At 45.6% G+C, this 26187-nt stretch carries 21 protein-coding genes; 11 read left to right on the plus strand and 10 right to left on the minus strand.

Features of this window, described 5'->3' with window-relative positions; all coding sequences use genetic code 11:
• The first annotated feature begins 317 nt into the window (after positions 1 to 317).
• From sdhC to ACH19P_RS09635, 9 genes are all read left to right on the plus strand, one after another.
• Positions 318 to 695, plus strand: a complete 378-nt coding sequence (gene sdhC, locus ACH19P_RS09595) for a succinate dehydrogenase, cytochrome b556 subunit (RefSeq protein ID WP_462158357.1) — start codon at positions 318 to 320, stop codon at positions 693 to 695.
• Positions 686 to 1033 carry a succinate dehydrogenase, hydrophobic membrane anchor protein gene (gene sdhD / locus ACH19P_RS09600; protein ID WP_462158358.1) on the plus strand — a complete coding sequence of 116 codons (348 nt, stop codon included), beginning with the start codon at positions 686 to 688 and terminating at the stop codon, positions 1031 to 1033. Before sdhC ends, sdhD begins: the two co-directional genes overlap by 10 nt.
• Positions 1034 to 2806: a succinate dehydrogenase flavoprotein subunit gene (sdhA, locus tag ACH19P_RS09605; protein ID WP_462158359.1), complete on the plus strand. Its 1773-nt coding sequence runs from the start codon at positions 1034 to 1036 to the stop codon at positions 2804 to 2806. It abuts the gene before it with no gap.
• An 11-nt stretch (positions 2807 to 2817) separates the two neighbouring features.
• Positions 2818 to 3534 (plus strand): succinate dehydrogenase iron-sulfur subunit, encoded by a 717-nt coding sequence (locus tag ACH19P_RS09610; RefSeq protein ID WP_462158360.1) that lies wholly within the window; start codon positions 2818 to 2820, stop codon positions 3532 to 3534.
• A 112-nt stretch (positions 3535 to 3646) separates the two neighbouring features.
• Positions 3647 to 6460, plus strand: a complete 2814-nt coding sequence (locus tag ACH19P_RS09615; protein ID WP_462158361.1) for a 2-oxoglutarate dehydrogenase E1 component — start codon at positions 3647 to 3649, stop codon at positions 6458 to 6460.
• Between the two features lie 10 nt (positions 6461 to 6470).
• The gene (gene odhB, locus ACH19P_RS09620; RefSeq protein WP_462158362.1) at positions 6471 to 7976 is read left to right on the plus strand and encodes a 2-oxoglutarate dehydrogenase complex dihydrolipoyllysine-residue succinyltransferase; all 1506 of its coding nucleotides are present in this window, start codon (positions 6471 to 6473) and stop codon (positions 7974 to 7976) included.
• A 182-nt stretch (positions 7977 to 8158) separates the two neighbouring features.
• On the plus strand, positions 8159 to 9325 hold the full coding sequence (gene sucC, locus ACH19P_RS09625; protein WP_462158363.1) for an ADP-forming succinate--CoA ligase subunit beta: 1167 nt from the start codon (positions 8159 to 8161) through the stop codon (positions 9323 to 9325).
• Complete coding sequence (gene sucD / locus ACH19P_RS09630) at positions 9325 to 10197, plus strand: succinate--CoA ligase subunit alpha (protein WP_462158364.1); 873 nt, start codon at positions 9325 to 9327, stop codon at positions 10195 to 10197. Before sucC ends, sucD begins: the two co-directional genes overlap by 1 nt.
• A gap of 231 nt (positions 10198 to 10428) precedes the next feature.
• The gene (locus ACH19P_RS09635) at positions 10429 to 11178 is read left to right on the plus strand and encodes a substrate-binding periplasmic protein (protein ID WP_462158365.1); all 750 of its coding nucleotides are present in this window, start codon (positions 10429 to 10431) and stop codon (positions 11176 to 11178) included.
• A gap of 33 nt (positions 11179 to 11211) precedes the next feature.
• On the opposite strand, the gene ACH19P_RS09640 is transcribed toward ACH19P_RS09635, so the two are convergent.
• The 10 genes from ACH19P_RS09640 to ACH19P_RS09685 all read right to left on the minus strand — a co-directional run bounded on the left by ACH19P_RS09640 (position 11212) and on the right by ACH19P_RS09685 (position 23124).
• Positions 11212 to 11646, minus strand: coding sequence for a peptidoglycan-binding protein (locus ACH19P_RS09640; RefSeq protein WP_462158366.1), 435 nt, complete (start codon positions 11644 to 11646; stop codon positions 11212 to 11214).
• 167 nt (positions 11647 to 11813) lie between these two features.
• Positions 11814 to 14600 carry a M16 family metallopeptidase gene (locus ACH19P_RS09645; RefSeq protein ID WP_462158367.1) on the minus strand — a complete coding sequence of 929 codons (2787 nt, stop codon included), beginning with the start codon at positions 14598 to 14600 and terminating at the stop codon, positions 11814 to 11816.
• A gap of 266 nt (positions 14601 to 14866) precedes the next feature.
• A complete protein-coding gene (locus ACH19P_RS09650; protein ID WP_347389390.1) occupies positions 14867 to 15526 on the minus strand; it encodes a CoA transferase subunit B in 660 nt (219 codons plus the stop codon).
• Between the two features lie 11 nt (positions 15527 to 15537).
• Positions 15538 to 16239, minus strand: coding sequence for a CoA transferase subunit A (locus tag ACH19P_RS09655; RefSeq protein WP_347389389.1), 702 nt, complete (start codon positions 16237 to 16239; stop codon positions 15538 to 15540).
• Between the two features lie 21 nt (positions 16240 to 16260).
• A complete protein-coding gene (locus ACH19P_RS09660; RefSeq protein WP_462158368.1) occupies positions 16261 to 17175 on the minus strand; it encodes a hydroxymethylglutaryl-CoA lyase in 915 nt (304 codons plus the stop codon).
• Positions 17175 to 19133: an acetyl/propionyl/methylcrotonyl-CoA carboxylase subunit alpha gene (locus ACH19P_RS09665; RefSeq protein ID WP_462158369.1), complete on the minus strand. Its 1959-nt coding sequence runs from the start codon at positions 19131 to 19133 to the stop codon at positions 17175 to 17177. Before ACH19P_RS09665 ends, ACH19P_RS09660 begins: the two co-directional genes overlap by 1 nt.
• Before the next feature lie 3 nt (positions 19134 to 19136).
• Complete coding sequence (locus ACH19P_RS09670) at positions 19137 to 19913, minus strand: enoyl-CoA hydratase-related protein (protein ID WP_462158370.1); 777 nt, start codon at positions 19911 to 19913, stop codon at positions 19137 to 19139.
• Positions 19914 to 19922: 9 nt separating this feature from the next.
• The gene (locus ACH19P_RS09675) at positions 19923 to 21530 is read right to left on the minus strand and encodes a carboxyl transferase domain-containing protein (protein ID WP_347389385.1); all 1608 of its coding nucleotides are present in this window, start codon (positions 21528 to 21530) and stop codon (positions 19923 to 19925) included.
• A gap of 8 nt (positions 21531 to 21538) precedes the next feature.
• Positions 21539 to 22714, minus strand: a complete 1176-nt coding sequence (locus ACH19P_RS09680; RefSeq protein WP_347389384.1) for an isovaleryl-CoA dehydrogenase — start codon at positions 22712 to 22714, stop codon at positions 21539 to 21541.
• A 5-nt stretch (positions 22715 to 22719) separates the two neighbouring features.
• A complete protein-coding gene (locus ACH19P_RS09685; RefSeq protein ID WP_347389383.1) occupies positions 22720 to 23124 on the minus strand; it encodes a MerR family transcriptional regulator in 405 nt (134 codons plus the stop codon).
• Between the two features lie 291 nt (positions 23125 to 23415).
• Here ACH19P_RS09685 and ACH19P_RS09690 point away from each other — a divergent pair, with 291 nt between their 5' ends.
• Positions 23416 to 24609, plus strand: a complete 1194-nt coding sequence (locus ACH19P_RS09690; protein WP_462158371.1) for a thiolase family protein — start codon at positions 23416 to 23418, stop codon at positions 24607 to 24609.
• 63 nt (positions 24610 to 24672) lie between these two features.
• Positions 24673 to 26163: a CoA-acylating methylmalonate-semialdehyde dehydrogenase gene (locus ACH19P_RS09695; protein ID WP_462158372.1), complete on the plus strand. Its 1491-nt coding sequence runs from the start codon at positions 24673 to 24675 to the stop codon at positions 26161 to 26163.
• Positions 26164 to 26187: the final 24 nt, after the last annotated feature.

A 26187-nucleotide genomic window follows, 5' to 3' on the forward strand; every position in this document is an offset into this window, starting at 1 on the left:
GCATATTCGTATAATAAATATTCCTCGTAGATTAAATATTATACCAATGGCTAATTCGCAAACCTCTCACACTAAACAAGAATTGTAATATCCTCTGCAGACTTATATACTGTCGGAGGTTCAATACCGTAACGTCTTTGAGTAAATCGTCAATGACAGCTTGATGAAAATTCGCTTTAAAGTCGAATACATAAAGTGAATGTTTTGCATGTCTGCGGTTTATTTCTGTGAGCGCATTTATGTAGTGATACATAAATGGTTATAAAAACAATGTAGATGGCTCTATTTTTCAATGTGAGCAAGATGGGCAAGTAACTGTGAAAAAGCAAAGACCTGTAAATCTCGATTTAACGACCATCTCTATGCCAGCAACGGCCAAAGCTTCTATTCTTCACCGTGTCACCGGTGTAGCAATGTTCTTTGCCTTGACCTTTGTGATTTGGGCATGGGCTGAGTCTTTATCTTCTCCGGAAGGATTTGAATTTGTCAAAAGCCTGTTAACCGGGTTTGTTGCCAAATTTATCGCCTGGGGTACCCTCACCGTTCTTTCGTATCACTTCATCGCAGGTGTACGCCACTTAGTCCAAGATTTGGGCCCGTGGAAAGAACTAGACTCAGCTAACGCGACAGCGAAAGCGGGTTTTGTGTTGTGGGTAATTGTTGCTGTTTTAGCGGGAGTTTGGCTATGGTCTTAAATCAAGCATCTCTTAAGCGCAATGGCGTTCAGGATTTCGTATCTCTTCGTGCAACTGCGCTAGTCATTAGCTCTTACGCACTATTTATTATTGGTTATTTGCTTTGCACTCCAGCATTAACCTACGACGCATGGTCAGGCCTATTTGGTAACCTAGCAATGAAAGTGTTCACGCTTGTGGCGCTTGCTTGCATCATGGTTCACGCACGTATTGGCCTTTGGCAGGTACTGACTGACTATGTTAAGAACGCAAAGTTACGCGCGTTCCTTGGTTTCGTATTAAACCTAATGGCACTTACTTACGTAGTAATTGGCCTATTCGTTCTATGGGGTGTTTAAGTGAAATATTCAGTTCGCGAATTTGATGCGGTTGTAATCGGTGCAGGAGGCGCAGGCATGCGTGCAGCACTAGCAATCACTGAATCGGGCAAGTCTTGTGCCCTAATCTCTAAAGTTTTCCCAACTCGTTCTCACACAGTATCAGCTCAAGGTGGTATCACCGTAGCGCTAGGTAACTCGCACGAAGATAACTGGGAATGGCACATGTACGATACCGTAAAAGGTTCTGATTATATCGGTGACCAAGACGCTATCGAATACATGTGTAAAACAGGTCCTGAAGCTATCACCGAACTTGAAAACATGGGTCTTCCATTTTCTCGTTTTGAGAACGGTCGCGTATATCAGCGTCCATTTGGTGGTCAGTCTAAAAACTTCGGTGGTGAGCAAGCTGCTCGTACAGCTGCGGCAGCAGACCGTACAGGTCACGCGCTACTTCACTGCCTATACCAACAGAACGTTAAAAACCAAACAAACGTATATTCTGAGTGGTATGCACTAGACCTAGTTAAAAACGACGATGGTGCAGTTGTTGGTTGTACTGCAATCGACATCGAAACTGGCGAAGTTGTTTACTTCAAATCTAAAGCTGTTGTACTTGCAACGGGTGGTGCTGGTCGTATCTTCGCATCGACTACTAACGCACACATCAACACAGGTGACGGTGTGGGTATGGCAACACGTGCTGGCGTTTCTATGCAAGACATGGAAATGTGGCAGTTCCACCCAACCGGTATCGCAGGTGCGGGTGTACTTGTAACTGAAGGTTGTCGTGGTGAAGGTGGTTACCTTCTAAACAAAGACGGCGAACGCTTCATGGAGCGTTATGCGCCAAATGCAAAAGATTTAGCGTCTCGTGACGTTGTTGCTCGTTCAATGATGACAGAGATCCGTGAAGGTCGTGGCTGTGAAGGTCCTTGGGGTCCACACATCAAACTTAAGCTCGATCACCTTGGTGAAGAAACGCTTAATTTACGTCTACCTGGTGTATGTGATCTTGCGAAAACATTCGCACACGTTGACCCAGCTAAAGAGCCAATTCCAGTAATCCCAACATGTCACTACATGATGGGTGGTGTACCGACAAACGTTAACGGTCAAGTGCTGAACGTAGACGACGCTGGTAACGAGAAACTTGTAGAAGGTTTATTCGCAGTAGGTGAGATTGCCTGTGTATCTGTACACGGTGCTAACCGTCTTGGTGGTAACTCACTACTTGACCTTGTGGTATTCGGCCGTGCAGCGGGTAACTTCTTGGGTACTTACCTTAACGATTACCAAGCGCAGCGTGATGCGTCTAGCGACAACATTGATGGTGCGCTTGCACGTTTCAATCGTTGGGAAACATCGACACCTGGTCAAGGTGAAGACCCAGTACAAATTAAGAAAGACCTTCAACAGTGCATGCAGCTTAACTTCTCGGTATTCCGTGAAGGTGACTCAATGGCGACTGGTCTTAAAGAGCTTAAAGAAATTAAAGAACGTCTGCAGTTTGCTCGTCTTGATGACAAATCAAGCGATTTCAATACGCAACGTATCGAGTGTCTTGAGCTAGACAACTTAATGGAAACAGCTTATTCAACTGCTGTTGCTGCAAACTTCCGTACAGAAAGCCGTGGTGCACACTCTCGCTTTGACTTCCCAGAGCGTGATGATGACAACTGGTTATGTCACAGTATCTACAATCCTGAGACAGAGCAGATGTCAAAACGTGACGTAAACTACGCGCCTAAATTGCGTGAAGCATTCCCACCTAAAGCTCGTACTTACTAGGAGAGATGACGATGGCAACTTTAGAATTTTCTGTTTATCGTTACAATCCAGATGTGGATAACGCGCCACGCATGCAAGACTACACGTTAGAAGTGGAAGAAGGTCGTGACATGATGGTGCTTGACGCTTTGCTTCTTCTTAAAGAGCAAGACCCAACACTTTCTTTCCGTCGCTCTTGTCGTGAAGGTGTGTGTGGTTCTGATGGCGTGAACATGAACGGTAAAAACGGTCTTGCATGTATTACCCCGCTTTCAGCATTGCAAAGCAACGGTAAAGGTAAGATTGTGATCCGTCCTCTACCAGGTCTACCGGTTGTACGTGACCTCGTAATTGACATGACTCAGTTCTATACTCAATACGAAAAAGTAAAACCGTACCTAATTAATGATACGCCAGCTGCAGGTGAGCGTCTTCAGTCAATCGAAGAACGTGATAAGCTTGACGGCTTATACGAATGTATCTTGTGTGCGTGTTGTTCGACTTCTTGTCCGAGTTTCTGGTGGAACCCTGACAAGTTTATTGGCCCAGCGGGCTTGCTTCACGCTTATCGCTTCTTAGCGGATAGCCGTGACACAGCAACTGAAGAACGCTTGGCTGATTTGGATGACGCTTTCAGCGTGTTCCGTTGTCACAATATCATGAACTGTGTCAACGTTTGTCCGAAAGGCTTGAACCCGACAAAAGCGATTGGCCAAATCAAATCAATGCTTCTTAATCGTTCAGTTTAAGGGCATAATAACGCTAAGAATGGCTAGACGTCTGTCTGGCCATTCTTTGATCACTTACTCAGTAATGAGTAAGCCTAAAATGTAAATCTGCGCTAGATAAAAGGGCTTATAAATGCACGATGGTGTGATGAAGGCATGGCTAGAGTCTTCTCATCTATACGGCGGCAACGTTGCGTATGTTGAGGAGCTTTATGAAGCATATCTTGATGATGTGACTTCAGTGCCAGAGCAATGGCGTGAAGTGTTCGAGCAACTTCCAAAAGTGGAAGGCGTGGATGTTGAAACTAAGCATTCACAGGTTAAAGCCGAATTCGCCGAGCTGGCAAAAAACAAACATCGGGAAGTAGTAATCGCAGAAGGGGGTCAGGGCGATCCTAAACAAATTAAAGTTCTGCAACTTATCAACGCTTTCCGCTTCCGTGGTCACCAAAACGCAAACTTAGATCCATTGGGTCTTTGGCAGCGTGAGCGCGTACGCGACTTAGATTTAGAGTTCCACGGCCTTTCGAAAGAAGATTTTGACACCGAGTTTTATGTAGGTTCATTCGCTGCTGGCGGTGACATGATGAAACTGGGTGACTTATATCACGCACTGAAAACTACGTATTGTGGTTCAATTGGTGCGGAATACATGCACATCACATCGACTGAAGAAAAGCGTTGGTTACAACAGCGTTTGGAATCAGTACAAGCACGCCCTAAATTCGACAACACCACTAAGACACGTATCTTAAAAGGCTTAGTCGCAGCGGATGGCCTTGAGAAGTACTTGGGTGCTAAATTCCCTGGTGCAAAACGTTTCTCTCTAGAAGGTGGTGATGCACTCGTACCAATGCTTAAAGAGCTGATTCACCGTGCAGGTGAAAGTGGTCAACAAGAAGCGGTTATTGGTATGGCGCACCGCGGTCGTCTAAACGTGCTAGTGAACGTTCTTGGTAAGAACCCTTCGGCACTGTTCGATGAGTTCGCAGGTAAGCACAACGACACACTTGCCTCAGGTGACGTTAAATACCACATGGGTTATTCATCCGATTTCGCAACGGCAGGCGGAAGTGTTCATATGGCACTTGCATTTAACCCGTCACACTTAGAAATCGTTAACCCAGTAGTTATGGGCTCAGTTCGTGCTCGTCTTGACCGTTTAGCCTGTGAAAGTGGCTCAAAAGCGCTACCAATCACCATTCACGGTGACTCAGCAATCGCCGGTCAAGGCTGTGTGCAAGAGACATTCAATATGTCTCAAACAAATGCCTTTAAAGTGGGCGGAAGCGTTCGTATTGTTGTTAACAACCAAGTTGGTTTCACAACATCGAATCAAGACGACGTACGCTCTACTGATTACTGTACTGATATCGCCAAAATGGTTCAGGCGCCTATTTTCCACGTGAACTCGGATGATCCTGAAGCGGTGGCGTTCGTTACGCAAATCGCGCTAGATTTCCGTAACCAATTTAAACGTGACGTAGTTATCGACCTAGTTTGTTACCGTCGTCACGGCCACAACGAAGCTGATGAGCCAAATGCAACTCAGCCGTTGATGTATCAGAAAATTAAAAAACACGCAGTACCTCGCGAGATTTATGCACAGCAACTAATCAGCGAAGGTCTATACAGCGAAGATGAAATCAAGCAACTGGTTGATTCTTATCGCGTAGGTCTAGACGACGGTAACTGTGTTGTTGAAGAAATTCAAAAAGACACCAAGCACTCATCTGAGTGGTCAAAGTTTGTTGGCCATGATTGGGACACGCAGTATGACGCGAGCGTTCCTGTTGAGAAGTTAAAAGCACTTGGTGAGAAAGTTGCTTCTTATCCAGAAAACCACAAAGCACAATCACGTGTTAAAAAGATCTACGACGACCGTAAATTGATGGCTTCCGGTGAGAAAATGCTTGATTGGGGTATGGCGGAAACGCTTGCCTATGCAACGCTCGTAGAAGAGGGTACTGACATCCGTTTGACAGGTCAGGACTCTGGACGTGGTACATTCTTCCACCGTCATGCTGTCGTACACAATCAAACAGATGCTTCAACATATTTACCTCTGCAGCATGTTTCTGCAGAACAAGGTAAATTTGAAGTGTTCGACTCAGTGTTATCTGAAGAAGCGGTACTTGCATTTGAATATGGTTATGCAACAGCCGAACCTACGTCGTTAGTAATGTGGGAAGCACAGTTTGGCGACTTCGCTAACGGTGCGCAGGTTGTATTCGACCAATTCCTTAGTTCAGGTGAGCAGAAGTGGGGCCGTTTGTGCGGTCTAACATGTCTTCTTCCGCACGGCTATGAAGGGCAAGGCCCTGAGCACAGTTCTGCGCGCCTAGAGCGCTTCTTACAACTGTGTGCTGACCACAACATGCAAGTGTGTGTTCCATCAACACCTGCTCAGGTTTATGCCATGCTTCGTCGTCAATCAGTACGTCCACTGCGTCGTCCACTGATTGTTATGACACCTAAGTCGCTACTGCGTCATCCGTTAGCTGTGTCTTCGCTAGAAGAGTTGTCAGAGGGCACGTTCCACAACATGATCGACGAAATCGATGATATCGATACGAAGAACGTTGAACGTGTCGTGTTCTGTAGCGGTAAGGTTTACTACGAACTATTGCAAGAGCGCCGTAAGCTTGAGCTTAACAACATCGCAATCGTGCGTGTTGAACAGCTTTACCCATTCCCACATCAGGAAATGGAAAAGATCATTGAGCGCTACAGCCATGTTAAAGATTTCGTATGGTGTCAAGAAGAGCCACAGAACCAAGGTGCTTGGTACTGTTCTCAACACCACTTCTGGAATTCAATTCCGCAAGGCGCAAATCTAACATACGCTGGCCGTAAGGCATCTGCATCACCGGCATGTGGTTACATGTCTGTACACACTAAAGAACAACAAGCGTTAGTCGCTGACGCGCTTACCATTAAGAAATAAGGGATAAGAGATGACCACAGAAATTAAGGTTCCTGTTCTTCCTGAGTCAGTTGCTGACGCGTCAGTTGCAACATGGCACGTGAGTGTTGGCGACAAAGTAAGTCGTGACCAAAACCTAGTTGACATCGAAACTGACAAGGTTGTTTTAGAAGTTGTTGCACCGGCTGACGGTGTGATCACTGAAATCAAAGAACAAGAAGGTGCAACAGTATTAGCCGAGCAAGTTATTGCAATCATCGGTGAAGCTGCTGCAGCGGACGCTGGTGCGGCTGCACCAGCATCATCTGAAGAAACAAAAGCTGCGCCTGCTGCTGGCGCTCAAGAAGGTAAAGACGTGGATATCAAAGTTCCTGTACTTCCAGAATCTGTTGCTGATGCAACAATCGCTACTTGGCACGTACAACCGGGTGAAGCGGTTAGCCGTGACCAAAACCTAGTTGACATCGAAACTGACAAAGTTGTTCTAGAAGTTGTTGCTCCCGAAGACGGCGTAATGGGTGAGCACATCCACGCTGAAGGTGACACTGTTTTGGCTGAGCAAGTGATCGGCACAATGAAAGCGGGTGCAACTGCGAGTGCAACTGCTGCAGCGTCTGCGCCAGCGGCCCAAGAAGCGGGTGATGACAGCGCAGCTGACGTACTTACTCCTTCAGTTCGTCGTCTTATCGCTGAAAAAGGCCTTGATGCTTCAAAAATCAAAGGTTCAGGCAAAAACGGTCGTGTAACTAAAGAAGACGTTGATGCGTTCCTTAAGAGTGCGCCAGCTAAGCAAGAAAGCACAGCTGCTGCAACTCCAGCGCCAGCTCCAGTTGGCAATCGTACGCAGAAGCGTGTTCCTATGACGCGTCTTCGTAAGACCATTGCGAACCGTCTGCTTGAAGCTAAAAACTCAACGGCTATGTTGACTACGTTCAACGAAGTTAACATGAAGCCAATCATGGATCTTCGTAAGCAGTATCAAGAAGTATTTGAGAAGCGTCATGGTACGCGTCTTGGTTTCATGTCTTTCTACGTGAAAGCAGTTGTTGAAGCACTTAAGCGTTTCCCAGAAGTAAATGCGTCAATCGACGGTGATGATATTGTTTATCACAATTACTTCGACATCAGCATCGCTGTATCTACACCGCGTGGTCTAGTAACACCAGTGCTTCGTGATTGTGACAAGCTATCACTTGCTGAAATCGAAAAAGGCATCAAAGATTTAGCAATTAAAGGCCGCGACGGTAAGCTAACTGTTGAAGATATGACAGGTGGTAACTTCACTATCACTAATGGTGGTGTATTTGGTTCACTACTTTCAACGCCAATCATCAACTTACCACAGTCTTCAATCTTGGGTATGCACAAAATCCAAGACCGTCCGATGGCTGTAAATGGCAAAGTAGAAATCCTACCTATGATGTACCTAGCGCTGTCATACGACCACCGTCAAATCGATGGTAAAGAGTCAGTTGGCTTCTTGGTAACTATCAAAGAAATGCTAGAAGATCCTACCCGTCTTCTACTTGACGTTTAATTGTCAAAGTTTGCATAAAAAATAAGCTGTAACCCGGTGTTGCAGCTTTTTTTTTGCCACCTTTAGTCTTACTAGGGTTTTCAAGCAATGGCTTGGGATCTATACTAGGTGCGCAATTTGGGATGGTTGAATAAATGCATATTTATTCAGCTCTTTTAGTACAAAAAATTGGATAAAGCATCATGAATTTGCATGAGTATCAGGCAAAACAACTTTTTGCCGAATATGGTTTACCAGTTTCTGAAGGTTATGCATGTGACACACCTCAAGAAGCTGCTGAAGCTGCTGATAAAATCGGCGGTGACAAATGGGTTGTTAAATGTCAGGTTCACGCGGGTGGCCGTGGTAAAGCAGGTGGTGTAAAACTTGCTGACAGCAAACAAGAAATCAAAGAGTTTGCACAAAACTGGTTAGGTAAGAACCTAGTAACTTACCAAACAGACGAGAATGGTCAGCCAGTAGCTAAAATTCTTGTTGAAAGCTGCACAGACATTGCTAACGAACTATATCTTGGTGCTGTTGTTGACCGCGCTTCTCGTAAAGTTGTTTTCATGGCGTCAACTGAAGGCGGTGTTGAAATTGAACAAGTTGCAGAAGAAACGCCTGAACTAATTCACAAAGCTGAGATTGATCCACTAGTAGGTCCTCAAGCTTACCAAGCTCGTGAACTAGGCTTCAAATTGGGTCTTAACCCAACGCAAATGAAGCAATTCGTTAAGATCTTCATGGGTCTTGCGAACATGTTCAACGATCACGATTTCGCACTTCTCGAAATCAACCCGCTAGTTATCACAGACGAAGGTAACCTTCACTGTCTAGACGGCAAAATCGGTGTTGATGGTAACGCGTTATACCGTCAGCCTAAAATCCGCGCGATGCACGATCCTTCACAAGAAGACGAGCGTGAAGCTCACGCAGCACAGTGGGAACTTAACTACGTTGCACTAGACGGTAACGTTGGTTGTATGGTTAACGGTGCAGGCCTAGCGATGGGTACTATGGACATCGTAAACCTACACGGTGGTAAGCCAGCTAACTTCCTAGACGTTGGTGGCGGCGCGACGAAAGAGCGTGTAGCAGAAGCATTCAAGATCATCCTATCTGACGACAACGTTAAAGCTGTTCTAGTTAACATCTTCGGCGGTATCGTACGTTGTGACATGATTGCAGAAGGTATCATCGGTGCAGTTAAAGAAGTGGGCGTAAACGTTCCAGTAGTTGTACGTCTTGAAGGTACTAATGCTGAACTAGGTCGTGACGTTCTAGCGAACTCTGGTCTAGACATCATCGCTGCAGAATCTCTAACAGACGCTGCACAGAAAGTTGTTGCTGCTGCGGAGGGCAAATAATGTCTGTACTAATTAATAAAGACACTAAAGTAATCTGCCAAGGTTTCACTGGTGGCCAGGGTACTTTCCACTCTGAGCAAGCTATCGAGTACGGAACGCAGATGGTTGGTGGTGTATCACCAGGTAAAGGCGGTCAGACTCACCTTGGTCTACCTGTGTTCAACACAGTACGTGACGCAGTAGAAGCTACAGGCGCAACAGCATCTGTTATCTACGTACCAGCACCTTTCTGTAAAGATGCAATCCTTGAAGCAATCGATGCTGGCATCGAGCTAATCGTTTGTATCACTGAAGGTATCCCAACACTAGACATGGTTGACGTTAAAGTTAAGCTTGATGAAACTGGTGTTCGTATGATCGGTCCTAACTGCCCAGGTGTTATCACTCCGGGTGAAACTAAGATTGGTATCATGCCTGGTCACATCCACAAGCCTGGTAAAGTAGGTATTGTATCTCGTTCTGGTACACTTACTTACGAAGCAGTTAAGCAAACTACTGACGCTGGCTTCGGTCAATCAACATGTGTTGGTATCGGTGGTGACCCAATTCCTGGTACTAACTTCATCGACGTACTAGAGATGTTCGAGAAAGATCCGCAAACTGAAGCTATCGTAATGATCGGTGAGATCGGCGGTACAGCTGAAGAAGAAGCGGCGGCGTACATCAAAGAAAACGTCACTAAGCCAGTTGTTTCTTACATTGCAGGTGTTACGGCTCCTCCAGGTAAGCGCATGGGCCACGCAGGCGCAATCATCGCAGGCGGTAAAGGTACTGCTGACGAAAAATTTGCTGCTCTAGAAGCTGCTGGCGTGCAAACAGTGCGTTCACTAGCTGATATCGGTAAAGCACTAAAAGAGAAAACTGGTTGGTAATCTCTTTGCTTTATTGAAAAAGACCCGCTTTTGTAGCGGGTTTTTTTTTTGTCGGCATCAAGAAGAACAGCAAATTCTGATAGTTGCTGCGTTCGTACTGTTACTGTCGGTGTTATTTTTTTAAATATAGATGTGAGTTATATAAAGCAATCTGCATTTCTACCTCATAATATGCCCTTGAAACATAAAGAGTTGAGCTACACTTAACATGGGCCTAATCCTTAATTGACAATGATGAACCTGCCTTATCGTACGCTGCTCGCATTATTACTCGCCGTGACGTCAAACGTTGCGCGTAGTCATAATGGTGATATACATGTTGTCAGTGAAATGTGGCCAAATTTTACCCATGAAAATGGTACAGGCTTGTACTGGGACATTGTAAATAGTGCGTATAAAGACGAAAAAGTGATTTTTGAAGCGACTACGTATTCCCGCGCATTTAACCAATTCGATGTCCATGATGCTGATATCATGCTTGGTGTTTATAACTCAGAGATTGCTGACGACCAGTTTGTATTACGCTCGAAGACCTATATCGATGTCGACTATGTTTCCGTATGTGTTCGAAATGGCCATAATTTTCCAACTGTTGCTGAATTGAAATCAGGGACATCTGCATGGGTAGTCGACTATGGCTATAATGAAATCTTTGATATCCGTGTTTTCTACGAAGTTGAAGATAGAAGTAAAGGCTTGAGAATGTTGGCAAAGGGGCGGGTAGATTTTTTTATTGATGCATTGACTGAGATCACTGCTGAGCTCGATAAAGATTTGGAACTAAATTCACAAGTTACATGCCAAGTATTTCATGAAGAACCCATTTATCTGGCGTTTCACAATAACGCGCGTGGTGGTGCGTTGAAAGCGCAGTGGGATGTGCGTTTTAGTCAATTAGTTGCCAATGGTGAACTTAAACAACTGTTCGCAAAGTACAATGTCACCTATCCATTTGACCAAGTTGCCGTGGTGACGAAGTAGCCATCTGATACTTCTTAACACCCACGTATATCTTTATTTTAAAGTTCTGGAATTGCCTTTCATTATAGTGGCGTTATATAAGGCATTAAGCAGATAGTTTGATGGTAAACCTTGAACCTCCATTTTGTTGTCTTTTTCAAATGCCATTATTGCACTTTTCGTTCTTGTTCCCATTTTGCCGTCTTCTGGGCCGGCGTCATAACCAAGGAGATTTAATTTTTTTTGAATTTGCATTACTAATGCCCAGGAAAATTCGTTACTGCTATTTTGCGCCACAGGTGACTTTGAATTTGACGATAAGGATGTATACGATTTAGCTGAGTTGTGAGGTAGTTTTTTATTGTGACAATGATACCCACCAGTTTTTTTGTTGTTATGGCATCCTGAAAGATTTGTTCTGCCACTATGCGCATTTGCACATTTAATAATAAGTAAGCAAAATATTAAAACGATGGATTGAAAATACAATTGTATACCTATTTGATATCGAGTTATTTACATAGCCTTAGAGGTCTGAGTTTAAGTCTGCCACACACCTTTCAGTGTAATCAATTGATAAAAGGTATTAATATAGGCTTTTCAATAAAAAAGCCCCAACGAATTGGGGCTTTTATGTATATTAACTAAATCAAATCTTAATCTAGGTAGGTTACTTCACCTAGGTTTAAGCTTTCGATTTGGTCTTTGATTTTCGCTACGTCGCCAACGATAACCCAAGTCAATTGGCCTGGCTTAATCACTTTTTTGGCTTCTTGCGCGATCGTTGCTGTATCCGGTGTACGTACTAGATTTGCGTAGTTTTCTAAGTAAGTGACATCGCGGCCATTGTCATACGCATCAGCAAGTGCATTCAGTAGCGACCATTTTTTCTCGTAGCGACCCGGAAGTTTAGCCGTTTTGTTAGAAACAACTTTTGCTAATTCTTCTTCAGTTGCAGGATTGTCACCGATATAACCGTTCAGTTCCTTCAAGATTTCTTGAATAGACTCTTTAGTTTTATCCGTTTGTACAGGCGCATAAACGAAGAATGGGCTCTGCGCGTCAGTGTTCATCAGAATAGTACGCGCGCCATAAGACCAGCCTTTGTCTTCACGAAGGTTCATATTCATACGTGAAGTAAAGCTACCACCAATAATGGTGTTCATCATGTCTAAATTCACCTCGTCTTGCGCACTTAGCTCTTTCGAGTTAGGCGCTAATACACCTGAGATGATCAGAGACTGAGGAGACTCTGGCTTATCCAATACGAATACGCGAGCAGTTTGTGCGGCTGCAACGTTTGGAATATCTAAAGTAGGTGCCGCTGAGGCTGGCTTTTCCCAAGAAGCCAGTGCAGATTCAAGAGAAGATTTAAGCTGTGCTTGGTCAATATCACCCACAACCACCAAACGGCCAAGGTCTGGACGGATCCACTTGTTAGTGAAAGCCAGTAGGTCGTCACGACTGATTTTAGCGACCGATTCCTCAGTACCTGAACCTGTTAGAGGCTTACCATATGGGTGATTTTCGCCATATAGTAATGGTGGCAATACACGTAGAGCGTTATTCGCAGGTTGCGCTTTTTCCTGCTTGATACCTTGAAGAATAAGCTTACGTACGCGCTCAATATCGCTGTCTGCGAAAGTAGGGCGCTGCAAGATATCAGCAAAGATCTCAAGGCTAGGCTGCCAATTCACGGTCATTGCAGACATCGAAATAGACGTGCTATCAAGGCTTGCGTTGGTTGAGATCGACGCACCTAGTTTTTCTAGTTCACCAGCAAGTTGAAGTGCATCATATTCACCAGCACCTTCGTCCATCATACCTGCAGCGAAATTGGCAACACCCGGTAGGTTATTTGCATCCGTCGCTGTGCCTGCGCTGATATCAAGACGTACGTTTACAACTGGCGTATCTGTGCGTTGTGCTAATACTACTTCAAGGCCGTTGCTTAGGGTAAAGCTCGACACGCTTGGTAGTTCAAGAGCCGGTACGTCACCAGCACTTGGTACACCTGTTGAGCGGTCAACACCTTCTTCTTTCGCGGTTAGTTTATCGAATGGGTGAACCGTAAGTACAAAGTCACCGTCGCTCAACCAACGCTGTGCGGCTTGCTTTACATCACTTGGTGTGGCACTTGCCATGATGTCGAACGCTTCTTTATAGAAAGCAGGATCGCCGTGGTATACAGCCCCAGATGCGAGTACATCCGATTTACCACCGAAACCACCTACACCTTCAACACGCTTAACCCAGCCTGCTGCATTAGCAAAGCGGATACGGTTAAGCTCATCAGCAGTTGGACCTTCAGCGATGATACGTGCTACTTCTTCATCAACGATTGCTTCGATTTTATCGATATTGGCTTTATCTAACGCATCAGCACCAATCATGATTTGGCCAGCAAGTTTACGTTGATAATTGAATGCAAATACACTCGAAGCAAGTTGTTCATCGTATACTAAACGTTGGTAAAGACGTGAATTCTTACCACCCGCTAACACATCGCTTAGCAATGACAGGTATTCACCATCAACACTGCCTTTTTCAGCGGTGTTCCACACTTTTACGATACGAGAAGCAGGTACTCGGTCTTGGATAGTTAAGCGCGTTTGCTCATCACGTTTTGCAATCCACTTGTCAAGTTTGCCGACAGGTTTACCAGGTTTGATGTCACCAAAATACTTGCCTACTTTTTGTTTGGCTGTTTCAACATCAATATCACCTGCGAGAACAAGCACTGCGTTATTCGGGCCATAATAATCTTTAAACCATTGGTGCACGTCTTCAAGTGACGCGGCATTTAAATCTTCCATTGAGCCAATAACTGACCATGAATATGGGTGACCTTGTGGGAAGGTGTATTTCCAAATATTGTCCCACATTGTGCCATATGGTTGAGATTCACCTTGACGCTTTTCGTTTTGCACTACACCACGTTGTTCATCAAGTTTCTCTTGTGTGATTGCGCCTAGCAGGTGACCCATGCGCTCTGATTCCATCCACAATGCCATATCTAGAGCAGGAGTAGGGACGTTTTCAAAGTAGTTGGTTCTATCGGAGTTAGTAGTTCCGTTTTGCTCAGTAGCACCAGCGCGTTCGAACGGACCGAAATACTCGTCGTCGTAGTTTTCTGTGCCGTTGAACATCAGGTGTTCAAATAAGTGAGCAAAGCCAGTTTTACCGACTTTCTCATTTTTTGCACCCACGTCATACCAAACGTTTACCGCTACGATTGGTGCTTTGCGGTCAGTGTGAACGATAACAGTCAAACCGTTATCTAGGGTGAAAGAATCGTATTTAATGTCTACAAACGGAAGGTTTGCTGCTTGGCTACTACCTTGTACTGTCGAAGCAGTTGTATTGCTATCAGAAGTTGTTGCACAACCACTAAGTGACAACATTACAGCCATGCTAATTGCGCTGAGCGTCATTTTTTTCATTGTATTTCCTTGATTTGACTTGTTGGTCTCCCATTAATTCATGGTTAATTTAGCATTGACAAGGCGTTAATTGAATTGAAAGGCGATAACTTACGGTCACGACTATGTAACGAAATGTTTATAGCGAAAATACAACGAAGGCGCGGATGTTTGAAGTAACAATAAGGCATAAAAAAAACCCCTCAAAAGAGGGGTTTTGGGTAACACAGTGCCAACTAGCACTGGGAATGAGGACGGTACATGTGGGCACCTATTGAGGTTTACCCTTAGTCAAAGCTCATTTCTGGAACATCGCCTTCGACGATGAGTTTACCCGCTGTTTTGCTGATTATTTCATCAACACTAACACCCGGAGCGCGCTCTAGCAAATGAAAAGCGCCGTCTTTGACTTCTAACACAGCTAAATCAGTTACGATTTTTTTGACGCAATTTACACCAGTAAGTGGTAACTCGCATTGTTCAAGTAACTTTGAATCGCCATGTTTACTAGCATGAGTCATGGTTACGATGATGTTTTTGGCTCCTGCCACAAGGTCCATCGCGCCACCCATGCCTTTGATTAACTTTTTCGGGATCATCCACGACGCGATATTGCCGTGCTGATCAACTTCAAATGCACCTAAGACGGTCAAGTCTACATGACCTCCACGTATCATGGCAAAGCTATCGGCACTATTAAATATAGCGGCACCTTGTGCAGCTGTAACGGTTTCTTTACCCGCATTAATCATATCGGCATCAAGCTCATCTTCTGTAGGGTATGGACCCATTCCCAATAAGCCGTTTTCAGATTGCAACATCACTTCAATACCCTGTGGTACATAGTTAGCAACCAATGTTGGAATACCAATACCCAGATTAACGTAATAGCCGTCTTGCAATTCTTTTGCTACGCGCTGAGCGATTTGTTCGCGATTTAATGACATGATCACTCTCCTTAAGCTTGGCGCGTCGTTACGCGTTCAATACGTTTTTCAAAGTTGCCTTTGATCACACGGTTAACATAAATTCCTGGAGTATGAATTTGGCTAGGCTCTAATTCACCCGGCTCTACAATTTCTTCCACTTCAGCAACGGTGATTTTGCCAGCAGTTGCTGCCATGGGGTTGAAGTTCATTGCGGTGTGTCGGAACACTAAATTGCCGTAGCGATCAGCTTTCCATGCCTTTACGATCGCGAACTCTCCGGTAATCGACTCTTCGAGGATATATGGACGCCCGTCGAATTCTTTCACTTCTTTACCTTCAGCTACGGGAGTGCCGTATCCTGTTGCGGTGTAAAACGCTGGAATACCCGCACCGCCAGCACGCATTTTTTCAGCCAAGGTACCTTGAGGAGTTAATTCAACTTCCAATTCACCGTCGAGCATTTGCTTTTCAAACAACGCGTTTTCACCCACATATGATGCGATGATTTTTTTGATCTGCTTGTCTTGTAATAGGATACCTAAACCAAAATCATCAACGCCACAGTTGTTTGAAACAACCGTTAAATCTGTGGTGCCCATACGTTTAATTTCTGCGATTAAACCCTCTGGGATACCACATAAACCAAAGCCACCAGCGATGATGGTGTCACCATCTTTTAATCCAGCCATGGCTTCGGCGTAACTATTCACTACTTTATTAAATCCGGACATGTCTAAGCACTCCTTGGGTTCTTATTCTTCACTGGCCAATATGGCATTGGCAACTTTGCTCTGAGGCTTTTTACCCAGCGCGTTACAAATTCTCTCGCCAGCGCGGGCCAGTGTTTTTAAATCAATTCCAGTGTCGATGCCAAGCTTTTGCAAAAGATAGACAACATCTTCAGTGGCAACATTTCCTGACGCTCCCTTGGCATAGGGGCATCCGCCGAGTCCTGCGACTGCGCTATCGACAGTGCTTATACCCATTTTTAATGCTGCGTAGATATTACTAATCGCTTGGCCATAGGTATCATGGAAATGAACAGCAAGCTGGTGTGCATCTATGTGCTCAAGCAACAAACTCAGTAATGCTTCAACTTCATTGGCCGTACCCACACCTATGGTGTCGCCAAGGCTCACTTCATAGCAGCCAAGAGCCAATAATTGTTTACACACATCAAGCACTTGCTCTGGCGACACTGCACCTTGATACGGGCAACCTAGTACGCAACTGACATAGCCACGTACTTTGATGCCGTGTTGGTTTGCAAGCTCAACAACAGGACGAAAACGTTCAATGCTCTGTTCGATAGAGCAATTGATATTCTTTTGCGTAAAGGCTTCACTCGCTGCTGTAAAAATTGCAAATTCACCAACGTTGGCATTCAAGGCCAGCTCAGCACCTTTTAGGTTGGGCGTTAGTGCGCTGAATAACACCTCATCGGAACGTTTGACTGCTGCAAACACGTCGCTCGAGTCTGCCATTTGTGGCACCCATTTAGGTGACACAAAAGCGCCGCCTTCGATATGTTTAAGCCCTGCATCAATAAGGTCGTTTACGAGTGTCACCTTATCTTCAGTGGTGACACTCTTTTCGTTTTGTAAGCCGTCCCGTGCTCCCACTTCGACGATACGCACACTATTTGGGAAAGTCGTAGGCACAGCCATTAACTTTGCTCCTCGACGACAGCCAGTAAGGCTCCATGGCTTACAAGCTCACCTTCACCATAGCAATAGCTGCTCAACACGCCGTCAAATGGTGCGTTTAATGTGTATTCCATCTTCATTGCTTCCATAACGACAATGGCATCACCTTGTTTGACTGAGCTGCCGACTTTAAGTAGGTGTTTCACAACCGTGCCATTCATTGGCGCGGAGAGGGCATCACTGCCTGCTTGCTCAGCACCAATATAGTGCTTTGAGGTCAATGTGAATGCGTACTGGAGGCCATCTAATAACACCGTAAGGATTTCATCATCTATGGTCGCATCAGCACGCAAACGCTCGCCATTGACCACTGCAATGTAGCGATTGTTATCTAGTTGCTCACCGGCCAACGAGTAAGAGTCGCCGTCTATGTCGAGCTTCAAGCCATTTGTATTGGCGTGTAGAACAACAGTGTGATCAGCCAGTGGTACTTTGATTTCATTGACCGAATTAAGCTTAAAGCCTGAAAGTTGTGTCCACGGCGAGTGTTGCTTTTTATCTTTAGCCTGTAAGTGGCAATAATACACCCAGGCGGCCATCGCCATACTGCGATAGTCAGGCGCTGGCTCTTTTGTTAGCTCGTCGCAATTATTGTCGATAAAGTGGGTGTCCATCGTCGCATCTTGTAAAGGCTGCGCCTGACAAAGAGCGATAAGGAATCCTATGTTCGCTTTTACACCACCGACATAGGTTTCATGCAATGAACGCTCTAGCAGTGAAAGTGCCGCAGTACGGTCATCGCCTTTAACGATTAGCTTGGCCACCATAGGGTCATAGAATGAGCTTATTTCGTCGCCACTGGTGACACCTGTATCGATGCGCACATTGTCGCTTGCTGTGGGGAAGCTCAAATGAGTGAGGGTGCCGCTACTTGGCATGAATTGCTCGCTTGGGTCTTCTGCGTACAAACGGGCTTCAAAGCTGTGCCCGCTGATGACCACTTGCTCTTGAGTAAGCGGCAGTTGAGCACCCGAAGCAACGGCGATTTGCCATTTAACGAGGTCGACACCCGTTACCATTTCAGTCACGGGATGCTCTACTTGCAATCGTGTGTTCATCTCCATAAAGAAGAATTCTTCACCGCATAGGAGAAATTCAACTGTACCCGCGCCGACATAATCGATGGCTTTGGCACAGCGAACTGCCGCTTCACCCATGGCTTTGCGCATTGTATCGCTTAGACCTGGGGCAGGGGCTTCTTCAATGACTTTTTGGTGACGACGTTGTAATGAACAGTCGCGATCGCCAAGATAAACACAGTTACCGTGCTTATCGGCAAAAACTTGCACTTCCACATGACGCGGATTATCGACGTAGCGTTCAATGAGTACTAGGTCGTTACCAAAGCTACTAATCGCTTCGCGTTTTGCGCCTTCGAGCGCGCTCATAAAGTCTTTAGGTTCACGCACTACGCGCATGCCTTTCCCGCCACCGCCATAGGCTGCTTTGATAAGCACTGGGTAACCGATCTTATCTGCTTCATCTGACAGGAAAGTGGGGTCTTGCTTATCACCATAGTAACCAGGCACGAGTGGTACATTGGCATCGGCCATTATCTCTTTAGCGCGGGTCTTTGAACCCATAGCCTCGATACTTTTTGCGTAAGGACCAATAAACGTAATGCCTTTGTCTTCGCATAAAGCTGCAAATGCTTCGTTTTCAGATAAGAAACCGTAGCCTGGGTGGATACAGTCTGCACCTGACTTTTCTGCCACAGCAAACAGCTTGTCCATATCCAAATAGGACGATTTACTCGGCGCTGGGCCAATATGGTAAGCGCTGTCAGCCATTTTTACGTGTTGGGCGTTAGCGTCTGCGTCTGAGTAAACAGCAATGGTATGCATGCCCAGTGCCTTGGCACTGCGGATAACACGACAAGCAATCTCACCGCGGTTAGCTATCAAAATTCGTCTAAGCATGGTTTATCCTTGTTGTTGCCAAGCAGGCGCTTCTTTGTTGAAAAATGCGTTCAAGCCAGTTTGGCCTTCATCGCTCACACGAATGGCCGCGATGCGCTCTGCGGTCAAATGACGTAGCTGGGCATCAATCTCTTTGCCTGCGACATCATTAATTAAGCTCTTCGCCGCTTTAACAGCCATTGGGCCATTGTCAGTGATTATGTCGAGGAATTTGTCGCATTCGGCTTGTAGGTCTTCACAGACTTCATGGACTAGACCCATATCTGCGGCCTTGTTTGCGTCGAACACCTCTGCAGTGAGAAAGTAACGACGGGCGTTGCGCTCACCGATGGCTTTAATTACGTAGGGGCTGATCACAGCTGGAATTAAACCCAATTTAACTTCAGACAAACAAAACTTTGCGGTTGGATTAGCTAGGGCAATATCACATGCCGCTATTAGACCCAATGCGCCACCAAACGCGGCACCTTGCACTAAGCAAATAGTTGGGTGCGGGCAGGTGTGAAGCACATGCATGAGTTTGGCCAGTTCCAGTGAATCGGCAACATTGTCATCGAAGCTGTTGTCTTTCATGGATTTCATCCAGTTCAAGTCAGCGCCCGCTGAGAAATGCTTGCCCTCGCTGTTAAGCACTAGTGCGCGTATATCTAGAGTACTTGCATGTTCAATTAAACGGATCATTTCACTGATCAACGCGTCATCGAAGGCGTTGTGTTTTTCAACACGTTGCAAGGTAAGTGTCGCAATTCGACTTTTGCTGATATTAAGAGTAACTGACATCGCGCACCTCTACATTCTGAACACACCGAACTCGGTGTCTTTTTGAGGTGCATTGGCAGCAGCTTCAAGCGCTAGGCCAAGTACTGAACGAGTATCCGCTGGATCGATGATGCCATCGTCCCATAAGCGCGCACTGGCATAGTAAGGGTGACCCTGACGCTCATATTGCTCAACAATCGGTTTCTTAAATGCCGCTAATTGTTCATCATTCATCGACTCACCGGTACGGGCAAGACCATCTTGTTTGACCTGTGCCAATACACCAGCAGCCTGTTCGCCGCCCATTACCGAGATACGTGCGTTTGGCCACATCCACATCATAGTTGGGTCATAGGCACGGCCACACATACCATAGTTACCTGCACCATAAGAACCACCAATCAAAATGGTAAACTTAGGGACTTCGGCACACGACACGGCAGTCACCATTTTTGCCCCGTGTTTTGCAATCCCTTCGGCTTCGTATTTTTGACCGACCATAAAGCCAGTAATATTTTGCAAAAAGACTAAAGGTATATTGCGTTTCGCACACAGTTGAATGAAATGCGCGCCTTTTTGTGCTGATTCGCTGAATAACACACCGTTGTTAGCAACAATGCCCACAGGGTGTCCATAAATATGGGCAAATCCTGTAACTAAAGTTTCGCCAAAGTAACGTTTAAACTCATCAAATGACGAATCATCAACGATACGGGCTATCACTTCGCGCACATCGAAGCTCTTTTTGAGGTCACTACCGACGATGCCATAGAGTTCATGGATATCGTAACGTGGCGGCTTAACGGGCTCTAATACAGGCGCAACTGGGCGAACATGATTAATACGGGCGATGCATTGACGGGCAATAGACAGCGCATGCTCGTCGTTATCAGCGTAGTGGTCGGCGACACCAGATACTTTACAGTGTACGTCCGCACCACCTAAATCTTCGGCGCTCACTTCTTCACCTGTTGCCGCTTTTACAAGCGGAGGACCGGCTAAGAAAATCGTGCCTTGCTCTTTTACGATGATGCTCTCATCTGCCATAGCAGGGACATAAGCACCGCCAGCGGTACACAAGCCCATTACCACTGCAATTTGGGGAATGCCTTTCGCTGACATGCGTGCTTGGTTAAAGAAAATACGACCAAAATGCAGCTTGTCTGGAAATACTTCATCTTGCTCTGGTAAGTTAGCGCCGCCTGAGTCTACAAGGTAAATACAAGGCAGATGACAGCGCTCTGCGATTTCTTGAGCGCGTAAATGCTTTTTAACAGTGAGTGGGAAGTAAGTACCGCCTTTAACGGTCGCATCATTACCCACAATCATGCATTCAACGCCCTGAACTCGGCCGATTCCTGCAACAACACCGGCACACGGGATATCCTGCTCATACACACCAAACGCTGCGAACTGACCAATCTCTAGAAAAGGTGACCCTTCGTCTAGCAGGTGCTCAATTCGGTCACGTACGAATAATTTTCCACGACTCTGATGGCGTTCAACATATTTTGGGCCACCGCCGCCACGCAAGGTGGCAGCTTTGTCGTGTAAATCTTTTACTAGGGCGCGCATTGACTCATCGTTGGTGAGAAATTGCGGATCCTTTGGGTTAATTGCTGAAGTTAATATGGTCATAATGCACCTTATCGGCTTTCAGTGAATAGCTCACGGCCAATTAACATACGGCGAATCTCAGAGGTACCTGCACCAATTTCATATAACTTGGCATCACGAAGAAGACGACCTGTTGAGTACTCATTGATGTAACCGTTACCGCCTAGGATTTGAATTGCATCCAGTGCCATTTTAGTGGCGAGTTCGGCCGCATAAAGAATTACTCCAGCAGCGTCTTTACGGGTGGTTTCGCCGCGATCACATGCACGTGCAACTGTGTATACGTACGAACGCGCAGCGTTCATCTGCGTATACATGTCAGCCACTTTGCCTTGGATAAGCTGGAATTGGCCGATTGGCGTATCAAACTGTTTGCGCTCGTGAATGTAAGGCACAACCACATCCATACACGCTTGCATAATCCCCAGAGGGCCACCGGCAAGTACTACGCGCTCATAATCTAAGCCGCTCATAAGGACTTTTACGCCTTCATTGAGGTTACCTAAGATGTTTTCTTCAGGTACCGCACAGTTTTCAAATACCAACTCACATGTGTTAGAGCCGCGCATTCCAAGTTTGTCTAGCTTTTGCGCTTGCGTGAATCCCGGTGTGTCGCGTTCAACGATGAAAGCGGTAATGCCTTTAGGACCTGCGTTAGCATCTGTTTTTGCATAGATAACGTAGGTGTGTGCATCTGGACCATTGGTGATCCACATTTTATTACCGTTAAGAATATAGTGATCGCCTTTCTTTTCAGCTTTCAGGCGCATAGATACAACGTCAGAACCTGCACCTGGCTCGCTCATCGCTAGGGCACCTATGTGTTCACCACTGACTAGTTTTGGTAGATACTTTTGTTTTTGTTCTTCGTTACCATTTCGGAAAATTTGGTTAACACACAGATTAGAGTGCGCACCGTAGCTTAAGCCAATTGACGCACTCGCGCGGCTGATTTCTTCCATTGCAATCACGTGCTCAAGATAACCAAGACCAGCACCACCGTATTGCTCGTCTACTGTCATACCCAGTAAACCCATTTCACCTAGTTGCGGCCACAATTCGTTTGGAAATTGGTTTTCTACGTCTGTTTTCTCAGCTAGCGGCGCGATTTCAGCACTAGCAAAGCTATTGACGTGTGAGCGGATCATGTCGGCTGTTTCACCTAAGCCGAAGTTGAGTTCTTTATAAAGCGAGATAGTACTCATAGTGATTAATCCTGTTGTAAATGTGAGAGTGTTTCGCGGCAGCGTTTTTCAGCCGTAACTAATTCCATTAATACCACTTTGATGTCGTCCATCTGTTGTATTAAGTGCTCTTTCTTTTCTTCGATAAGATCTAACATGGTGGCCAGCTGCTTGGCACTGGATTTGTCAGCGTCGTAAAGCTCAAACAAGCGTCCTGTTTCAGCAAGTGAAAATCCTAAACGTTTACCACGTAAGATAAGTTTCAAACGTACTTTATCGCGCTTAGAATAAATACGTGTCTGGCCATTGCGACGTGGGGTGATAAGCCCTTGGTCTTCGTAAAAACGAATACTTCGGGTGGTAATATCAAATTCTTTCGCCAAGTCGCTGATGGAGAAAGTCTGTTCCTGTTGGCTTTGCTCGGTCATCATTATTTAGTCTTATCTACTACAAAATATTAACACCAATATAAGTGAAGTTTACGTAAAGGTAAAGCTGGAATTCGAATCTCTTATATAACTAATTATCTATAGTATTTATAGGCTAATAGCGCGTAAATAGTGGGGTTCGTCGCGACTGATAGGAACTGTTAGTTTGGTAAACAGGTTGGTCAGATATGTTTACAGTGACTAATTTGCCATCATTTCGGTTCATCTAATTGACGTTGGCGTAAACGTAAATTTTATGTATGCTCAAGTGAAACTGATTATGGAGAAAGAAATATGAGCTCACAGCTAAACGACAACGATATTGTTATTGTTAGTGCCAAACGTACCGCTATGGGCGGTTTCATGGGGGCTTTAAGTGGTGCGAGTGCCACAGAGTTAGGTGCAACAGCCATTAAAGGCGCACTAGAAAGCATCAACATCAACCCGTCTGAAATCGATGAAGTAATCATGGGCTGTGTATTGCCAGCAGGTTTAGGTCAAGCACCTGCACGCCAAGCAATGCTAAAAGCAGGTATGGATAAGCACACAGGTGCTACAACCATCAATAAGGTATGTGGTTCAGGTTTGAAAGCTGTGATGCTAGCGCATGACCTCATCAAAGCGGGAAGCGTAAATAGTGTAGTTGCCGGTGGTATGGAAAGCATGACTAACTCACCTTATGTATTACCTAAAGCTCGCGGCGGTATGCGTATGGGTCACGGCGAAGTGAAAGACCATATGATGATGGACGGTCTTGAAGATGCGTATGATAACTTGGCAATGGGTTGTTTTGCGCAAGCTACCGCAGACCAATATGAAATTACTCGTGAGCAAATGGATGAATTTGCGGTTTCGTCATTAGAAAAGGCCAACAAGGCAATTTCTTCAGGTGCGTTCGCCAACGAAGTGGTGGCACATACTATCAGCACACGTAAAGGTGATTCAGTTGTTGATACTGACGAGCAGCCAGGCAACGCGCGTCCAGACAAAATTCCTTCACTGCGCCCAGCGTTCAAAAAAGACGGTACTATCACAGCGGCAAACTCTTCATCTATCTCAGATGGTGCCGCAGCTTTAGTCGTAATGAGCTACGCAGAAGCACAAAAACAAGGTATGACGCCAATCGCCAAGATCAGCGGTCATAGCACGCATTCACGCCTTCCAGCTGAATTCACTATTGCACCCGTTGGTGCGATGGAGAAGTTATTAAGCAAGTTGGACTGGGATAAAAACGATGTTGATTTATGGGAAATCAACGAAGCATTCGCCATGGTTACCATGTTAGCTATTAATGAAATGGGCTTAAATAAAGACAAGGTAAACGTCAATGGCGGTGCATGTGCACTAGGCCACCCAATTGGTGCAAGTGGTGCTCGTATTTTAACGACACTTATTCATGCGCTTCGTAATCAAGGCAAACAGCGCGGTATCGCATCACTGTGTATCGGTGGTGGTGAAGCCGTAGCGCTTGCAGTCGAAGCACTTTAATTATCTTAAGCGCCCGCATAACAATAATGACTGGGCGCTTTTCTTATCTGGGGGACATGCAATATGCATAAGGTACCATTATATATCGGCGGCGAAATGCGCCAATCAGAATCATCACAGTGGTTAGACGTAGTTAATCCGGCTAACCAAGAAGTATTGGCACAAGTGCCAATGGCAACAGAAAATGAAGTATCAGAAGCGATTGCGTCTGCCAAAGAAGCATTTCAAACGTGGAAGGAAGTGCCAGTCAGTGAGCGCGCTCGAATTATGATGCGTTACGCACAGTTGCTAAAAGACCATCATGACGAGTTAGCTACGATTATCTGTCATGAGCTAGGTAAAACGTTTGAAGATGCTAAAGGCGATGTATGGCGTGGTATCGAAGTTGTTGAACAAGCAGCGAATGCTCCATCTAATATGATGGGTGAAACCGTATCAAACGTGGCTCGTAACATTGATACATACTCACTAATTCAACCGTTAGGTGTGTGTGCTGGTGTAACACCATTTAACTTTCCTGCAATGATCCCATTGTGGATGTTCCCATTGGCGATTGTGTGCGGTAACACCTTCGTACTTAAGCCGTCAGAGCAAGACCCTCTAACGCCAATGCGTTTGGTCGAACTGTTTGAAGAAGCCGGTGCACCTAAAGGCGTACTTCAAGTTGTACATGGTACTAAAGGCCAAGTTGACCAAATTCTTGAAAGCGAAGACGTACGCGCTATTTCATTCGTCGGTTCATGTGGCGTGGGTCAATACATCTATGACAAGGGCACAGCGAATTTAAAACGCGTGCAATGTTGCGTGGGTGCAAAGAACCACTTAGTGGTAATGCCTGACGCCAACAAGCAAAACGTAATCAACAACCTAGTAGGTTCTTCTGTTGGTGCTGCAGGTCAACGTTGTATGGGTATCTCGGTAGCGGTATTCGTGGGCAGCGCGCAGCAGTGGGTGGGCGAGCTTAAAGAAGCACTGAGTGTTGTTAAACCAGGCCCGTGGGATAAAGCTGATTCTGCTTACGGCCCACAAACGACAGTGGCAGCGAAAGAGCGCATTCTTTCTCTTATCGCTCAAGGTAAGGCAGAAGGTGCAGAGTGTTTACTCGATGGCTCTGATTGCACTGTTGAAGGTTATGAAAATGGTAACTGGGTTGGCCCAACGCTATTCACTAACGTGACCAAAGACATGGCGATTTACCGCGAAGAAATCTTCGGTCCAGTACTTTGCTGTGTGTTCGTTGATACGCTAGACGAGGCAATCGCACTTATTAATGACAACCCGTACGGTAACGGCACGTCCATCTTTACTGCCAGTGGTGCCGCGGCGCGTAAGTTCCAACACCACATCGAAGTAGGCCAGGTCGGTATTAACGTGCCAATTCCCGTGCCATTGCCGTTCTTCTCGTTCACAGGTTGGAAAGGCTCTTTCTACGGTGATCAACACACATACGGTAAACAAGGTGTGCGTTTCTATACAGAGACCAAAACAATTACAGCACGTTGGTTTGAAGACGACGTAGTAAGTGGTCCAAACATGAGTATTCACCTTAAGTAATTTAATTCTTGCAGTGGGTGACGT

Source organism: Pseudoalteromonas sp. GB56, assembly GCF_054923835.1.

What these genes read in the sequence shown, in the direction of transcription:
- ACH19P_RS09685 (WP_347389383.1), bottom strand. Translation starts at nt 23,124, where the DNA reads ATGATGACCGAGCAAAGCCAACAGGAACAGACTTTCTCCATCAGCGAC.
- ACH19P_RS09650 (WP_347389390.1), bottom strand. Translation starts at nt 15,526, where the DNA reads ATGTCATTAAATCGCGAACAAATCGCTCAGCGCGTAGCAAAAGAATTG.
- sucC (WP_462158363.1), top strand. Translation starts at nt 8,159, where the DNA reads ATGAATTTGCATGAGTATCAGGCAAAACAACTTTTTGCCGAATATGGT.
- ACH19P_RS09610 (WP_462158360.1), top strand. Translation starts at nt 2,818, where the DNA reads ATGGCAACTTTAGAATTTTCTGTTTATCGTTACAATCCAGATGTGGAT.
- ACH19P_RS09690 (WP_462158371.1), top strand. Translation starts at nt 23,416, where the DNA reads ATGAGCTCACAGCTAAACGACAACGATATTGTTATTGTTAGTGCCAAA.
- odhB (WP_462158362.1), top strand. Translation starts at nt 6,471, where the DNA reads ATGACCACAGAAATTAAGGTTCCTGTTCTTCCTGAGTCAGTTGCTGAC.
- ACH19P_RS09655 (WP_347389389.1), bottom strand. Translation starts at nt 16,239, where the DNA reads ATGTCCGGATTTAATAAAGTAGTGAATAGTTACGCCGAAGCCATGGCT.
- ACH19P_RS09695 (WP_462158372.1), top strand. Translation starts at nt 24,673, where the DNA reads ATGCATAAGGTACCATTATATATCGGCGGCGAAATGCGCCAATCAGAA.
- sucD (WP_462158364.1), top strand. Translation starts at nt 9,325, where the DNA reads ATGTCTGTACTAATTAATAAAGACACTAAAGTAATCTGCCAAGGTTTC.
- ACH19P_RS09660 (WP_462158368.1), bottom strand. Translation starts at nt 17,175, where the DNA reads ATGGCTGTGCCTACGACTTTCCCAAATAGTGTGCGTATCGTCGAAGTG.
- ACH19P_RS09675 (WP_347389385.1), bottom strand. Translation starts at nt 21,530, where the DNA reads ATGACCATATTAACTTCAGCAATTAACCCAAAGGATCCGCAATTTCTC.
- ACH19P_RS09615 (WP_462158361.1), top strand. Translation starts at nt 3,647, where the DNA reads ATGCACGATGGTGTGATGAAGGCATGGCTAGAGTCTTCTCATCTATAC.
- ACH19P_RS09670 (WP_462158370.1), bottom strand. Translation starts at nt 19,913, where the DNA reads ATGTCAGTTACTCTTAATATCAGCAAAAGTCGAATTGCGACACTTACC.
- ACH19P_RS09665 (WP_462158369.1), bottom strand. Translation starts at nt 19,133, where the DNA reads ATGCTTAGACGAATTTTGATAGCTAACCGCGGTGAGATTGCTTGTCGT.
- ACH19P_RS09680 (WP_347389384.1), bottom strand. Translation starts at nt 22,714, where the DNA reads ATGAGTACTATCTCGCTTTATAAAGAACTCAACTTCGGCTTAGGTGAA.
- sdhD (WP_462158358.1), top strand. Translation starts at nt 686, where the DNA reads ATGGTCTTAAATCAAGCATCTCTTAAGCGCAATGGCGTTCAGGATTTC.
- ACH19P_RS09635 (WP_462158365.1), top strand. Translation starts at nt 10,429, where the DNA reads ATGATGAACCTGCCTTATCGTACGCTGCTCGCATTATTACTCGCCGTG.
- ACH19P_RS09645 (WP_462158367.1), bottom strand. Translation starts at nt 14,600, where the DNA reads ATGAAAAAAATGACGCTCAGCGCAATTAGCATGGCTGTAATGTTGTCA.